Source organism: Suipraeoptans intestinalis (assembly GCF_034091795.1).
Taxonomy (GTDB): domain Bacteria; phylum Bacillota; class Clostridia; order Lachnospirales; family Lachnospiraceae; genus Suipraeoptans; species Suipraeoptans intestinalis.
Map to the genome: position 1 here is coordinate 96,077 of NZ_JAXFXH010000014.1, position 14,054 is coordinate 110,130.

General features: G+C 45.5%; 13 protein-coding genes and 1 pseudogene. 2 read left to right on the top strand and 12 right to left on the bottom strand.

The features are described 5' to 3' along the window. Positions 1 to 33: 33 nt before the first annotated feature. Positions 34 to 1,794 carry a B12-binding domain-containing radical SAM protein gene (locus tag SOW26_RS05020; RefSeq protein WP_320652004.1) on the bottom strand — a complete coding sequence of 587 codons (1,761 nt, stop codon included), beginning with the start codon at positions 1,792 to 1,794 and terminating at the stop codon, positions 34 to 36. A 117-nt stretch (positions 1,795 to 1,911) separates the two neighbouring features. Beyond that, positions 1,912 to 2,280 carry a VOC family protein gene (locus SOW26_RS05025; protein ID WP_276959553.1) on the bottom strand — a complete coding sequence of 123 codons (369 nt, stop codon included), beginning with the start codon at positions 2,278 to 2,280 and terminating at the stop codon, positions 1,912 to 1,914. Between the two features lie 613 nt (positions 2,281 to 2,893). On the opposite strand from SOW26_RS05025, the gene SOW26_RS05030 reads away from it, so the two are divergent. Next, positions 2,894 to 3,550, top strand: a complete 657-nt coding sequence (locus SOW26_RS05030) for a response regulator transcription factor (RefSeq protein WP_154478344.1) — start codon at positions 2,894 to 2,896, stop codon at positions 3,548 to 3,550. Continuing rightward, a complete protein-coding gene (locus SOW26_RS05035) occupies positions 3,547 to 4,902 on the top strand; it encodes a sensor histidine kinase (RefSeq protein ID WP_276959551.1) in 1,356 nt (451 codons plus the stop codon). The genes SOW26_RS05030 and SOW26_RS05035 overlap by 4 nt, the downstream gene beginning before the upstream one ends. Before the next feature lie 91 nt (positions 4,903 to 4,993). On the opposite strand, the gene SOW26_RS05040 is transcribed toward SOW26_RS05035, so the two are convergent. From SOW26_RS05040 to SOW26_RS05085, 10 genes and pseudogenes are all read right to left on the bottom strand, one after another. Next, positions 4,994 to 5,797 carry a MerR family transcriptional regulator gene (locus tag SOW26_RS05040; RefSeq protein ID WP_320652005.1) on the bottom strand — a complete coding sequence of 268 codons (804 nt, stop codon included), beginning with the start codon at positions 5,795 to 5,797 and terminating at the stop codon, positions 4,994 to 4,996. A gap of 82 nt (positions 5,798 to 5,879) precedes the next feature. Beyond that, positions 5,880 to 6,599: a CPBP family intramembrane glutamic endopeptidase gene (locus tag SOW26_RS05045; protein WP_276958675.1), complete on the bottom strand. Its 720-nt coding sequence runs from the start codon at positions 6,597 to 6,599 to the stop codon at positions 5,880 to 5,882. A 191-nt stretch (positions 6,600 to 6,790) separates the two neighbouring features. Beyond that, positions 6,791 to 7,231: an Rrf2 family transcriptional regulator gene (locus SOW26_RS05050; RefSeq protein WP_276958674.1), complete on the bottom strand. Its 441-nt coding sequence runs from the start codon at positions 7,229 to 7,231 to the stop codon at positions 6,791 to 6,793. Between the two features lie 45 nt (positions 7,232 to 7,276). Beyond that, the gene (locus SOW26_RS05055) at positions 7,277 to 8,083 is read right to left on the bottom strand and encodes an ABC transporter ATP-binding protein (RefSeq protein ID WP_320652006.1); all 807 of its coding nucleotides are present in this window, start codon (positions 8,081 to 8,083) and stop codon (positions 7,277 to 7,279) included. After that, positions 8,080 to 9,630, bottom strand: a complete 1,551-nt coding sequence (locus tag SOW26_RS05060) for an ABC transporter permease/substrate-binding protein (protein ID WP_320652007.1) — start codon at positions 9,628 to 9,630, stop codon at positions 8,080 to 8,082. The genes SOW26_RS05055 and SOW26_RS05060 overlap by 4 nt, the downstream gene beginning before the upstream one ends. Position 9,631: 1 nt before the next feature. After that, complete coding sequence (locus SOW26_RS05065; protein ID WP_276958582.1) at positions 9,632 to 10,309, bottom strand: 4Fe-4S binding protein; 678 nt, start codon at positions 10,307 to 10,309, stop codon at positions 9,632 to 9,634. A gap of 263 nt (positions 10,310 to 10,572) precedes the next feature. Further along, a complete protein-coding gene (locus SOW26_RS05070; protein ID WP_276958581.1) occupies positions 10,573 to 10,905 on the bottom strand; it encodes a type II toxin-antitoxin system RelE/ParE family toxin in 333 nt (110 codons plus the stop codon). Then, the gene (locus SOW26_RS05075; RefSeq protein ID WP_276958580.1) at positions 10,906 to 11,202 is read right to left on the bottom strand and encodes a type II toxin-antitoxin system RelB/DinJ family antitoxin; all 297 of its coding nucleotides are present in this window, start codon (positions 11,200 to 11,202) and stop codon (positions 10,906 to 10,908) included. It lies immediately after the preceding gene. 232 nt (positions 11,203 to 11,434) lie between these two features. Continuing rightward, positions 11,435 to 11,581: pseudogene (locus SOW26_RS05080) on the bottom strand (IS256 family transposase); the annotation flags it as partial. A gap of 453 nt (positions 11,582 to 12,034) precedes the next feature. Beyond that, complete coding sequence (locus SOW26_RS05085) at positions 12,035 to 13,678, bottom strand: MutS-related protein (protein WP_320652008.1); 1,644 nt, start codon at positions 13,676 to 13,678, stop codon at positions 12,035 to 12,037. Between the last annotated feature and the right edge of the window lie 376 nt (positions 13,679 to 14,054).

The window sequence follows — 14,054 nt, forward strand, 5'->3', positions numbered from 1 at the left end:
TGCTGTCCTCCTTTTTGCTTTCCGATCACGCTTTCAGGAACGCTGTCTCTCCCATCCGTCTTCTGCCTGTTCCCATGCGATCTCAAACACAGTGGCATTTCCGGTGAGAGGATCCCTGTGCAGATAGTCAAACAGCCAGGCTTTCTGCCGGGAGCTGACCCATTCCAGATGTGTCCTTCTTTCCAGCTGCTTGCTGTCCCATTGTTCATATCCCTGCTTCAGGTAGTCTCTCCTTTTCTCTTCCCTGCGGTAAAATTCCGTCAGACTCTTTCCGCTGATCTTCTGTTTTCCCGCAAATTCCGGCCGTTTTTTGCTGTTTTCCCGCAGATAATAATCCAGCGTCAGACATTCCCGGATCCTTTCGCTGCTGTTTTCTCCTTTTTCCAGGCCAAACTCCAGCAGATGCCTGTATCTTTCCTCCCGGGAGTGGGAACGTCCCACATATCCTCTTCTTCTGTAAAATCCTGCCAGCGCCTCATAGAAAGAAAAGGGTCGCTGAAACTGTCGCTCCAACAGTGAGATCGTGTAAGAAAACTGGCAGCTGTTGAAAAAAATCTCCACCATCTCTTCGATCTCCTTCAGCTTTCGGATTTCTTCATAGGATATCCATTTGGTGGAGATCACCTCATAGGGCGCGTCTGCCCCATGTACCAGGCCGTAGGCTTCCCTTTTTGCCTCCATCGGCGTTCCCTTCAGGACTTTCAGAAATCCCAGCTGCAAAGCGGTCGGCTTCAGGTGGTAGACCTGATCAAACGAACGTTGAAAGGTCTGATAGTCCTCATAAGGAAGGCCTGCAATCAGATCCAGATGCAGGTGGGTGTTTCCATAGCTTCTGATGGTGGTCACCGTAGAAGCGATCTGATAAAAAGGCGCATATCTGTTGATCTCCTGCAGCGTCTTTTCATGGGTAGACTGCACTCCGATCTCCAGCTGGATCAGCCCCGGCCGCATCTGTCGGATCAGCTCCAGATCCTCTTCTTCCAACAGATCCGCCCCGATCTCAAAATGGAAATTTGTCACCTGATTGTCCTGCTCCAGCAGGAATTTCCAGATCCGCCTGCTTCTTTCCTTCTGACAATTAAAGGTACGATCCACAAACTTTACCTGCGGAACCTTTTGATCCAGGAAAAACTGCAGCTCCCCCAACACCTTTTCCATACTGCGAAACCGCAGCCGTCTGTCTATGGAGGACATGCAGTAGCTGCAGGAAAACGGACATCCCCTGCTGCTTTCATAGTAAATGATCCGATGCAAAAACTGTTCCATATTTTCGTATACGAAAGGAATAGCGTCTAGATCCATGAAAGCCGCCTCTCCTGTAGACAGGATCTCCTTCGTCTCTCTGCGAACAAGCAGTCCCGGGATCTCGCCCTCCTCCTTCCGGCTAAGATGGGCCTCCACCAGACGGGCAAAGGTATGCTCTCCTTCTCCCCGGATCACTCCGCTGACCTGCGGATACTGATGCAGCAGAATTTCTCCCGAAAATCCGGCTTCCGGTCCTCCCAGCCACACTTTGGTCTTTGGCAGAACCTTCCACAGGTCCGCCAGGATCGACCTGACTGTGGCAATATTCCAGATATAGCAGGAAATTCCCAGGAGCTCCGGTTTTCTTTCATACAGATCCGCCAGGATCTCTTCGTTCTTCTGGTTAATGGTATATTCGGCAATCTCAATAGACGCCTCTTCTTCCAGTCCCTTTTTTCTCAGATACTGTCCGGTATAGGCGCCTATGTCATAGACGGCCAGGTTCGAATGAATATATTTTGCGTTCACTGCCATAAGTACGATCTTCATCTGTTTTCCCGCCTGTTTCTTGTCTTTGTCACGTTTTCCTTCCTCCCGGTCCTTTTCGCCTGTTCCTCTGCGCTTCTCCTTTGTCTTCCGGAAACGGTTTTTGTACGTTTCTACCTCTCATCTTTGCATCGGCACGCCTACCTCGATCACCGTCTGATCCGGATCATAAAACCGCACCATTTTCCGCGCAGGATCTCCTTCGTCCAGCCGGGTCAGGTATTTGACCGGCGGCTCATACCTCTCCAGCTTCTTGACAAACGCCTCGATCTCCTTCTCCTCAAAATACAGTTCTCCTCCATGGTGTCCCCACAGGACGGGCCTTCCCACCTCTTCTTCCCAGCCGGTTCGCTTCTGAAGCACAAGCCCCTCCGTCAGGATCACCTTGCTGTCACTGTCCAGGATCACAGAGAGTCCAAACAGCTCCCGGTAAAACCGTTTGGAACGTTCCAGATCTTCCGCTACGATCAGAATATTTTTTAATTTCATGTCCTCTCCTCCCTCATGCTCTCAGCTCTTTTTCTCCGGAAACCAAAAAGGAACGACCGCCCACAGGTGACCCCTCACCGGTGCTGCAATCGTTCCTTTTGCCCCATTCATTTTCTGTTTCGTTCTGACACAATCCATATGTCACGCTCTCAACAATGTACAAAACGGTCAGTCCGGTGCTTCAAGCCTTCCCCTCGGCAAAGCACCCTTCTCCTGCAGAAACCTCCTGCATCACTCCTGTGGCTTCATTATACAAAGCTCTCCGCTTTTTGTCACTGCCTATTTCAACAAAACCTCTACTCTTTTTGTCACTGCCTTCTTCAGATGTTCTTCCCCAATCACAGTCTGCAGACCGGCAGGATATTTCTTTCCTCCCCAGGAAAGTCCTATACAAAAGTCCTTCCGACTTCGAATGTTATTCTATCAGATCCTCCTGTCCTTCCTCTAACGCCCATCTACTTTTTTTCTGTTTTTTTCTTTCTCAGCAAAACTTCCTGTATTTTCAGGCTGCTCTTCTTTTTCTCTCCCACCGTCTTCGCTTGCAGAGAATCCCCTATCCCCTTATAATACTGTTAGGACAGACAACAATCAGACAGGATACAAGGAGGAACCTATGGCAACTATTATGGTCGTAGAAGATGACCCGGTCATCAGCCAGGTCGTCTGCGAATTTTTAAAAGAACACGGGCATCAGGCGATCCCCGTCTTTGATGGCAAAGCCGCGCTGGAAATATTTCCCACAGAAGACTTTGCTCTTATCATACTGGACATTATGATCCCCTCTCTGAGCGGAATCGAAGTCCTGAAGCAGCTCCGCAAGACCTCGTCCGTCCCCGTCCTGATGCTGACGGCCATGGACGATGAATATACACAGCTGATCAGCTTCAATCACATGATCAGCGACTATGTCATCAAACCGTTTTCTCCCATCATTCTGATGAAACGGATCGAAAATATCCTTCGTGATAAAGCGCCCTCCGCCGTCTGCTCCATCGGATCTGTCTCGATTCACGCAGACGAGGGCGTCGTTTACGATGGGGAGCAGGAAGTCAAGCTGACCAAAAAAGAGTATGACATCCTTCTGTTTCTCATGAAGCGAAAGGGACAGGTGGTCAGCCGGGAGCATCTGACCATGAGCATCTGGGGATATGATGATGTATACAGCCGTGTTTTGGACAACCACATGAAAAATCTGCGCAAAAAGCTTCCCTCTCTCCCTCTGCGGACCATTGTAGGGCGCGGCTATCAGATCGAGGAGGGAAATGCATGAAACTGGTCCGCAAGCAATTTCTCATCGTAAGCACCATGATGATCGTAACCATCCTCGTTCTTCTCGCCATGATCTACTTCGCCACGCCTGTCTATTATAATCAGGTCCGCCAGGATCAACTGAAACAGGAATATCTGTCTCTGGTGGAACAGTTGGACGGCCTGCCGGAAGAAGAGATCATCCGGAAAGTGGAAAAAAAGGATAAGGAGCATGACAACCTTTTTATCAACCTGTTTTATGGAACAGGCGAGCTGATCTACCCTGCCATCTCAGAAGAGCAGCTTAGCAAGGAGGGGCAGGTTTATCTGGAAAAGGGAGATTTCGATCAGGCCGGCGCCTGGTCAAAGGTCATCACTTCCAAGGAGGGAACCGATCTGATCCTGCAGGGAGAATATGCCTTTCATTCCCTGTCCTATATCAGTCAGGGACTGGTTACTTTCTATCCCTTTATCCTTGTTCTGATCGTGCTTTTAACCAGCTCCGTGGCCTTTATCTACAGCCATCTGTCCAATAAACGGATCACTGCCATCTCGGAAACGGCACGCCAGATGCAGGAATTAAAAGAGGGCATCGCCTGTCAGATCATCGGGCGGGACGAGGTTGCCCGTCTGGCCGAGGATGTCAATCATCTCTATAACAAGCTGTTGTCCAGCATCAAGGAGCTGGAATCCGAAAATGAACGCGCACTTACGCGTGAAAAGCAAAAATCAGAATTTTTGCGCATGACCTCCCATGAGCTGAAAACCCCCATCGCCAGCATGTTGGGATTGGTGGAGGGCATGCTCTATAATGTGGGTGAATTTAAGGATCATGAAACCTACCTGAAAAAGTGTAAGGACATCCTGACCGAACAGGCTCAGCTGGTGCAGTCCATCCTGGATGCCACCAATGCGGAGATGCTGCGAAGCGCCAACCAGGAAGCCTTCCGTCTGGATGCACTACTGGCAGAGCACCTGCAAAGCTATACCGTTTTGTCAGACATTCATCACTACCAGCTCTCTACAGACCTGCATCCGACAGAAATCACTGCCAGCAAGCTTTTTCTGCTGAAGGCTCTTAAGAACCTTCTGGATAATGTATTCCGTTACACCACTCCCGGAGGCTTCATACGGATTCGCCTTTCCCAACGTTGTCTTACCATAGACAACCAGGCGGAGCATCTTCTGTCTCCGGAGGAACTGGAACAGATCTTTCATCCTTTTTACCGGCCGGATTTTAGCCGCAACCGCAAGGATGGCGGTACCGGGATCGGCCTTTATCTGGTACAGCAGATCCTGGACAGTCATGGCTTTGCCTATTCCTTTGAGGCGGTGGAGGATTCTTTTATGCGATTTACTATCCGTTTCCCATAAAAAAGAGGCTGCCGCATTAGTTGACGATGGATTCTCAACTGGTGCGCATCCTCTTTTTCTTTTTACTGTCTTCTATTCTTTCTTCTGTCTTTTATTTTCTGCACACAGGGAAGTACACTTCTGTCTCCCACTGCTCCGGAGGCAGGGCATCCATTCGCGACTTCACATAAAGTTCAAACGGCGCTCCGGCCATCTCGTACCCCTGTTCCACGATCCAGCCCGCCACCGCACTGTACGCTTCTGAGAGTGTGGAATAGCCGCCGCGATGTACTGTCCTTGCACATTCGCAGGATTCCAGGATGGTATCCGCCTTGTCTGCTTCCCGAATCCCCACAAACACTTCAATGTCTGAAGAATCATGGTGGAACTCCTCATCATGGTATCTTGCTCCGATCTGTCCCGTGGGCGTCGCCTTTTCCCTGGAGATCCGTTCAAAAAGCACTCCATAATACTTTCCAAACTCATCTACTCCCATTCTGGTGCGATTTGCCAGCACCTGCATAACGGGAGATGTTCTTACTTCCACCACATACCCCTTCTGATACGTCATCACATCACCTGTCCTTTCAAATACCGCAATATGCGCCTGCAGCTCCTTCAGGATGCTGTCTGTCTCCTGCTGCCTGCGCTGTAATCGTTCTTTTTGCTGCCGTAAATGTCTGGAGATCTCCTTGTCATCTGAAAGGGTGAGCAGCGTCTGGATCTCTTCCAGCGAAAACCCGTAACGTTTCAGGCGCTGGATATAATTCATGGTGTCTGCCTGTTGGGCCTTATAGTATCGATACCCTGTCATCCGGTCTACTTCCGCCGGGGCGAGAAGCCCGATCTTATCATAGTGGCGCAGCGTTTTTACACTGACATGGCATATTTTTGAAAATGCACCGATCTGAAACAATACTGTCTACTCCTTTCACAAGCTTCGATTCGAATCTAAGGACAGCCTACCCTCTTCCCCTGGGGGAGAGTCAACTGTTTTTTTAGCGAAGAACCGGTGTTTTCATTTTTCGAAACTTCAGCAGAAGGATGATGGAAACCACCAGTTCCGCCAGTGAAACGCCCATCAGAAACACGATCAGTACGGAGGAATCGGAAATCGCTCCGCTTAACAGGATGTAATCCCAGGCAGAATGAAACAGGATCGGAAGATACAGCTTCTTGGTCTCCAGGTAGATCGCCCCCAAAAATAGCCCCATAAGGAAGGTGGAGCCCATTTGATTAAACACTTCCCCGGATGACATCCCTCCTAAAAAGTTCAGTGCATGCAGAAGGGAAAAACACGCCGCCGAAACGATGATCGCCGCTGCTGGATTTATTTTTTTCACCAGGCCTCCCAGAAGGATCCCTCTGTACATCCCTTCTTCCGCAATTCCAATCAGCACTACGTCCAGCAGAGCAATGAAAAATGTCGTGCTGACAGAAAAGTTTGTTGCGGCGGCGTAGAGTCCCAGTCCCAGAATCGGCAGGATCGTCACTGCGGCCCACAGATACCCGGGCCGATTTTCTGTGGGCAAAGACAGGGCGTCCCTGTTTTTCCACCTGTAGCACGTTGCAAGCGCCGCCAGTAAAAACATCACCGGCAAAAATTTTTCACTGAAATTTTCGGAGGCATACGTTGTCCCGAAAAAGGTATTACAAACCGCCAGTCCAGCCCCCATTATAAGCATATACAACCCCAAAACCATAACATGTTTCTTCATAAAAAACCTCCCATATTCAATCAATATTCAATCATTCACCTGTTTGTTTCTCTTTGTTCCGGCATCTTCTGATGGAAGATATGCCGTTTCCTCACTTCTTTTTTCTTCCCCTGTGTCCGCTTCCGTCCGCCTTCGATTTCCGCCGGCAAAACGTCTTTCCCTCCGCCGTTCTTTTTCTCCCCAAGTCCGTATCATCCCGCCAGCTGGATTTCTTTTCGGATGTCTTCTGTCACCGCCGACACCGGAATCTGCCGCATCTCCTGTTCCATCACCCTTTGTACCCGCAGCAGCTTCCCATCTAAGGCTTTATGGATGTTTTTTCCCACCGGACAAACCGGACTTACGTTTTCATGGAACCGGAATATTCCTTTCTCACTCATATCGTCAACGGCACGGTAAACATCATAAAGCGTCACCTGCGAAAGCGGTTTTTGAAGGACAATATCTTTTTTCCCTTTCCCCGTACTGATCATCCCTGCCTTGCTGAGGGAAGACATCACACCGCGCACAATGACCGGATTGGCTCCGATACTCTGTGAAAGCAGACCGCTGTTTACCGGCACCTTCCCATGAAAAAAGTCGATGCACGTCAGAATATGAATCCCAATGGTAAATTTACTTGTAATTTGCATATTTCCTGTTGTTTCCTTTCTAAATTCCGTCGTAAGAGGCAGTTGTCATTCTTCGGGAGAGCCGCAGACAGCCCCGCAGTATTCACAATCTTTCAGTTTTCCTTCCGGCAGGAAGCACATTCTTCGCTGCTTTTCCACCAGTCTCTCTACAAACTCTGTCTTCGGATCCTGAAGAAGTTCCTTCGGCGTTCCATACTGCTGTATCTCTCCACGATCCATCACAAGGACTTTCGTGCCCAGTTTTAGAGCCTCCTCAATGTCGTGAGTGACGAAAAGGATTGTGATCCCCGTCTTTTGATGAATGGTTTTTATCTCACTTTGCAGCTGTTCTCTCGTAATGGCATCCACTGCACCAAAGGGTTCATCCATCAGCAGAATGTCGGGAGAAGCCGCCAATGCTCTCGCGATCCCTACCCTCTGCTGCTGACCGCCGGAAAGCTCAGAGGGATACCGCTCCTTCATGGAAAAATCCAGGCCCACCATCTCCATCCATTTGTCAACAGCCTGCGCCGTCTTTTTCCTGTCCTTTTTATTTAGAAGGCTGGGCACGTAAGAGATATTCTGTTCCACCGTCATATTGGGAAACAGAACGCTTCCCTGTATTGCATAGCCAATGCCGCGGCGCAGCATAATCATATCCTTTTCCTTGATATTCTCCCCATTCACCAGAATGTCTCCATCGGTGGGCTCATACAGGCCATTGATCATCTTGAGCGCCGTCGTCTTGCCACAGCCGGAAGAGCCGATGATCGTAACAAATTCTCCTGTTTCGATCTTCAGATTCAGATCCGGAATAACCACCGTATCGCCGTAGGTCTTTCGTACATGCCGGAATTCAATTGCTGTGTTCATCTGGCACCTCCCTTTATCAGTCCTTTTTTCTTCAGAAACGCTTTTGCCACGTCTGCCGGCTCCTTTTTTTCTGTTTCCACTTCGTAGTTCATTTTCTGCATATCCGCTTCTGTCAGTATCCTGTCCAGCTTCTGAAGCGCCGGGACCAGCTCCGGGTATTTGTCCAGGATTTCCTGGCGGACAACGATCCCACATTGGTAGGAGGGATACATTCCCTTATCATCTTTCAGAACAGTCACATCTGCCTGGGCAAGCTGACCGTCTGTGGTGTTGACCGGCATGATATCAATTTTCCCACTGTTGATGGCCTGATACTTTAATCCCATGTCCATATCACTGGTAGAGCGAAAAGACAGATCGTAGGTATCACAAAGTTTATCATAGCCGTCCTGTCGTTCAAAGAAATCATATTCTGCCCCAAACACCAACTGTCCGTTTACCCTTTGGAGATCCGAATAGGTCTGCAGCCCATACTGTTCGGCAATCTCCTTTCGGACTGCAATGCCGTAGGTGTCATTAAAGCCCAGCATTACCTGCCAGGTAAGGTTCAACTGCTCCTGGTATTCCTGCTGCAGTTCGGCAAACTGCTCCTCCGAATAAAGATTATCACGTTTTAGCACCATATTCCAGCCTGTTCCCGTATATTCCGGATAGAGATCAAACTCTCCGCTTTCCATAGCCGGCGCAATATTGGATGTTCCGCCGCCGACGCCCTGGGTCAGATCTACCGTCAGATCTGTGTCCTGCTCCAGCATATATTTTAGCATTTCTCCCAAAATATACTGTTCTGTCATGGGTTTGGTGGCAAGATGGATCTCTTTGCCCCTGTCCTTCGGTATAACGATCCCTGCCACAAGGCAAATCAGAAGGATGGCCGCTGCTGCCGCCATGATCCTGTTTTGCCTCTTCGCCTCCCTGCCATGCCTGTTCCTTCGTTTTTCCACGATTCCAAGAAAAAAATCAACCAGCAGCGCCAGCAGTGCGATTAGGAAACTGCCTGCGATCGTCATGGCTCCATTGTTGGTCGTAATGCCGCGGTAGATGGCGACACCAAGCCCTCCTGCTCCGATAAAAGATACGATACCGGCGAGGGCGATGGTCATCGTCACCATGTTCCGAATACCGGAAAGGATGACCGGCATTGCCAGTGGCAGCTGCACACGTAGCAGAATCTGTTTTTTCGTGCTTCCCATGCCTTTTGCCGCCTCCAAGATCGCCGGATCCACATTGGTCATGCCGGTATAAGTGTTTCGGACCATCGGAAGCAGGGCATAGACCGTAAGTGCGATCACCGCCGTTGCATTTCCGATTCCGGAAAAGGGGATCAAAAACCCCAGCATGGAAATGGAGGGAACTGTGTATAAAAAGTTGATGACACCCAGCGTCGGCTTGGCACTTTTTTGATATTCGCTGATCAGAACTCCAACCAGCCCGCCCCATACGACTGCGATCAGAATCGCCGCAAGGGATATTTCGATATGCTCCAACAGTAGTTTTCCAAAAAAATCCTGCTTGGTGATCAGTAAGTCCCATACTTCCTTTAACATCTTATTCTCCTCTTCTTACGATGGCCTGTCCCGGACAGCTCTCAAAGCAAAGGCCGCAGTGCAGGCAGTTTTCCTGACGAATCAGATAAGGGGTTCCTTTTGTGATGCATTGCTGCGGACAGACACGCATACATTTTCCGCAGCCAATACAGGCCTCCGTGATCCAAAATCCCTTTTTTTCATCATTTCCGCTTTCACTCTCTTTTGCAGTCTCCTTCCCGTTCTCCCTTTCTCCTCCTGCTGCAGCTCCTTTCGCCTTTCCAAAAACAAAATTTTCCCGGTAGATGGGACTTTTGCCCAAATCAAAGAACTCCAGATCTCCGCTATCTATGCAAAAGGGTTCCAGAATATAGCGGCTTTCTCCCGGATACACTCCGTTCATCACTGGGTTCTCCTCAAAGATCCGGTCGATCCAGTACTTCTGTTCCGGAAGCTTCTTCGCCTTTCCGGACAGCCGCACCATCTGGAACTCCTTGTTGAGTCCCGTGATAGCCACTTCCGGTTTCCTCCTTAGCTGGTTATAAAATTCCTTCCCCCGTCCGGTACAAAAGTACAGTTTCTCTTTTTCTACAAGCATCACGTCGATAATCCGAACCTGAGGGTTCCCTTTCTCATCCACTGTGGCAAAAGCCACATCTTTCATTTCTCGCAGCATGGCAAGACAGTCTTGTGCATTCATCGTCTTCCTCCTTAAATCTTTCCGGCCTCTGCCTGTTTGACCGGTCCGGCATCCATCCTTTTCTATGTTTCTTTTTCTTTTATTTGTAATATATATCATTACATTAATATTGTCAACATTTTATTTACATTTTTCAATATTCTTTCCAATTCCTTTTTCAATACTGTGGTGAAGTTTTCTCGGAAGCAGTCAGGACCACCGGCTTAGCCAGTGATCCTGACTTGAAAGGAAAACTCCCCGCTGCAGTAACGGGGAGTGCTTTGTTAGTCGAGTTTCATATTGGCGAGCTGCCGCAGCTGGTCACGTCTGCTGTAAATGACGTTCATGATGTAGACCCGTTTGGCATCCTCATCGATCCGGTAATAGACATAGGAGTTCTTTGTCATGATTTTCCGGATTCCGCGTGAGTGCCAAGGTTCGTCATCGACAGGCTTTATCCGACCGGGCATTTCCGACAATTTACTGATTTCCTCACGGATCGAGCGGATATAGGAAAGCGCCGTATCCGGAACGCGAAGGACATCGGCGATATAGTCGCGCAGTTCCACAAGGTCTGTCGTGGCGTCCGGAGTCGTGATGATTTCGTAAGAATCCATTTATCTGAGGCCCCTTTCGAGTTCATCAAAAACCTCAGTGAACGGACGGCCTTCGCCGTGGAGCGACTGCTCATAGCTGTGTGTAAGTTTTGCGTTCAGTTCGGCATCAGACATGGTATCGAGCGTTTTCGGCTCTTTCGGAATCGTAAGAGAGAAAGGAATCCCATGTCTGTATATGATCTGCCGATAAAGAGAGTTGATTACGACAGATACGGGAATGCCGAGTTTCTGGAGAATATCTTCCGCCTCGTTCTTTACATCAAATTCGACACGGGCGCTTACGGTTGCATCTTTCATGGTAACACCACCTTTCAAAGTTATTGTACTGTATTGTAATGCAGATTGCAATACAATTTGAAAGAGGTGATGGAAATTAAGGATTAAGTTGGTAAATAGCTTAAGGATTAAGTTCGCAGCTTCGCAAAAATTAATTTCAGAGGAAATTAATTTCATAAAAATAGACAGGCGGTAGGACAAAACATGTTGGTCGTTAGTCCCAGTTCCGAAACGATTTATCTACCTTATGGAAAAGCGGTTCTGGCGAGTGCATATAGCACCACCAGTAAACCGCTTTTATTCTTCTTTCTATTGAAAGTCCTCTATGATTTCTGAGCAATTCTCTCAGTCTGGAATTAACACCGCCCTCTATTCGATTATTCGTTGCTGGCGGTTCAAAATCAGCCTCAACCTGACCATAATCGCCTAACGCCATCATTGCACAGTCGATTCTATCAAGACTACACTTAAATAGTGATTCAAATCTCTTCGTATACTCTAGATTTTCAAGTCCAACTATACTAATCTGACCATTAAGCAAGAAGTGATCTTCCAACTCAAACATTATGTCTGCCATACTTGGATTAGTCTCAAGAAATGCAATCTTTTCTTTTTCCTCTGAAAGCTGACTTACATTAAAATTGTTTTTTATTGAGTCATCTATAGTTTCAATCAGAATGATTGCATCTGATTCAGCTAATATAGCAGGTATTCTGTTTCTATCTGTTCTATCTGAGACCTCATCTTCAGAATTTTGTATACCTATAAATTCCATTTAAAAACAAAAGATATATAAGATAAATAATTCGTACCAAAATCCATACTAAAATATTATTAACCTTTTTGCTTATTTTCAAAGAATGCTTGAATATTTATTTGCTTCTTTCACAATAGCTGATGGATATCCAAACAAATCCAATAGCTTTATTGCGTTGTTTTGTTTACAAACTCCTTTGTGAATCTTATAATCAAATAGTATTTCTCTATTTTCCGATTTTTCACAAAAATAATAATTATCATATTTACTATTTTTTAATAAATCTATTAACTCTATATCATGAGACGCGACTATCACTATGCAATTCTTATTCTCTAAATATCTCAAAATCGCCACAGAAGCTGCAACACGTTCCTTGGTATTTGTTCCTCGTAAAATCTCATCAATAATCGCTACAACAAATCTGTCTTGCTCTATAATATCTATGATTCTTTGTAATGATTTTACTTCCTTAACAAAATAACTATCCCCAGCCAACAAATCATCTCTGATTGCCATTGATGTATATATCTCTGCTTTTGAAATTCTAGCCGATTTTGCTGTACAGGTATGAATATTCATTGCTAATATCCCATTTATTGCTATTGCTTTAATAAAGGTAGATTTACCTGAAGCATTTGATCCTGTAATAATACAATTCGTATTCAAATTAAAATCATTACAGATAGGATTATCTAACAATGGATTATACAACTCCTGATAATATATTTTATTTTCTTTACAAAATTCCGGAAGACAGTATAATGGAACACTATTTCGGAATGATGCTATAGAAATAGCCATATCTATTTCCCCAAGCAAGTTTAACAACGCTAATATGTCGGTTAATTTTTCTTCTAGTTGTATAATCACCCTATTATAGACAATAAAATCAAATAAAAAAGCACCCGTTAAATACATAGCACCTAATTCCACGAAATCTGCCGTATACTGCCGTTGATACCTTCCATTAATCAATGCCATTGAATGCGTTAGTTTATTTATCGTTCCTGTATATTCTTTAAACTCAGAAAATATCGTTTCTTCTTTTTGGGTAAATTCCTTACTAACCTGTAAGACACTCTGCACTGCCACCATTAAGTCCATATTAATCTCATATTTATTCTTCATTAATGCATACACGCTTATATTTATAAAAAAAACAATTCCCAAAAATAAATATGCATAATTATTCCGAAAAACTACAGCTAAAACAAGAACGATTAATAACATTATTTGCAAAAAATAATAAATCCAACATCTATTTAACTTAAAACTATCCAGACATTTCAAAAACGTCACAACATGGTAATTATTATTTCTCTTTCCTATATATAATAATTTTTTTTGTACGTCTATTCTAGTATTTTTATTTTTATCTAGATATCTTATCTTTTCCTCTAAATTATTGAGTTTTTCACTATTGAAATTAGTATTTCTTAAGCTTTTGTACAAATATTGTTCTCCAATGGATGAACAACACATATTAATTCGTGCAAAGACATCATTCATATTTAAATCATTCCAAGTAATATCATCAATATCACCTTTACACCTTTCATCTTTCAATTCTTTCCACAAGATTTTTATATCGTCAAAGTCATAATCTTTATACTCTGGTTTTCCTCCAAATCTCTGTATAATCATTTCTTGAATTCTTTTTCTATTCAAATAATCATTATAAAAAAAAGCAACAACAACTGTTAGAATAATACCAATTGTCAGAATCACTATTTCCATTCTTTTCTCCTTCTGAACAAAACACTATAACATTTATCCCAAATACTATTTGCAATTATTCTTTTCTAAATAAAATGCACTCATAGTTACCAAGTCTGTATGATTTGGAAGAGGTTTCGGCCTCTTCCTTTTAACTTTTTGCCAACTATAATTTTACTCTAAGATGAAAATTAAGGATTAAGTTCGCAGCTTCGCAAAAATTAATTTCAGGGGAAATTAATTTCATAAAAATAGACAGGCGGTAGGACAAAACATGTTGGTCGTTAGTCCCAGTTCCGACACGATTTATCTCCCTTATGGAAAAGCGGTTCTGGCGAGTGCATATAGCACCACCAGTAAATCGCTTTTATTCTTCTTTCTATTGAAAGTCCTCTAT

What these genes read in the sequence shown, in the direction of transcription:
- SOW26_RS05020 (WP_320652004.1), bottom strand. Translation starts at nt 1,794, where the DNA reads ATGAAGATCGTACTTATGGCAGTGAACGCAAAATATATTCATTCGAAC.
- SOW26_RS05055 (WP_320652006.1), bottom strand. Translation starts at nt 8,083, where the DNA reads ATGAACACAGCAATTGAATTCCGGCATGTACGAAAGACCTACGGCGAT.
- SOW26_RS05085 (WP_320652008.1), bottom strand. Translation starts at nt 13,678, where the DNA reads ATGGAAATAGTGATTCTGACAATTGGTATTATTCTAACAGTTGTTGTT.
- SOW26_RS05030 (WP_154478344.1), top strand. Translation starts at nt 2,894, where the DNA reads ATGGCAACTATTATGGTCGTAGAAGATGACCCGGTCATCAGCCAGGTC.
- SOW26_RS05045 (WP_276958675.1), bottom strand. Translation starts at nt 6,599, where the DNA reads ATGAAGAAACATGTTATGGTTTTGGGGTTGTATATGCTTATAATGGGG.
- SOW26_RS05050 (WP_276958674.1), bottom strand. Translation starts at nt 7,231, where the DNA reads ATGCAAATTACAAGTAAATTTACCATTGGGATTCATATTCTGACGTGC.
- SOW26_RS05035 (WP_276959551.1), top strand. Translation starts at nt 3,547, where the DNA reads ATGAAACTGGTCCGCAAGCAATTTCTCATCGTAAGCACCATGATGATC.
- SOW26_RS05060 (WP_320652007.1), bottom strand. Translation starts at nt 9,630, where the DNA reads ATGTTAAAGGAAGTATGGGACTTACTGATCACCAAGCAGGATTTTTTT.
- SOW26_RS05075 (WP_276958580.1), bottom strand. Translation starts at nt 11,202, where the DNA reads ATGAAAGATGCAACCGTAAGCGCCCGTGTCGAATTTGATGTAAAGAAC.
- SOW26_RS05025 (WP_276959553.1), bottom strand. Translation starts at nt 2,280, where the DNA reads ATGAAATTAAAAAATATTCTGATCGTAGCGGAAGATCTGGAACGTTCC.
- SOW26_RS05065 (WP_276958582.1), bottom strand. Translation starts at nt 10,309, where the DNA reads ATGAATGCACAAGACTGTCTTGCCATGCTGCGAGAAATGAAAGATGTG.
- SOW26_RS05070 (WP_276958581.1), bottom strand. Translation starts at nt 10,905, where the DNA reads ATGGATTCTTACGAAATCATCACGACTCCGGACGCCACGACAGACCTT.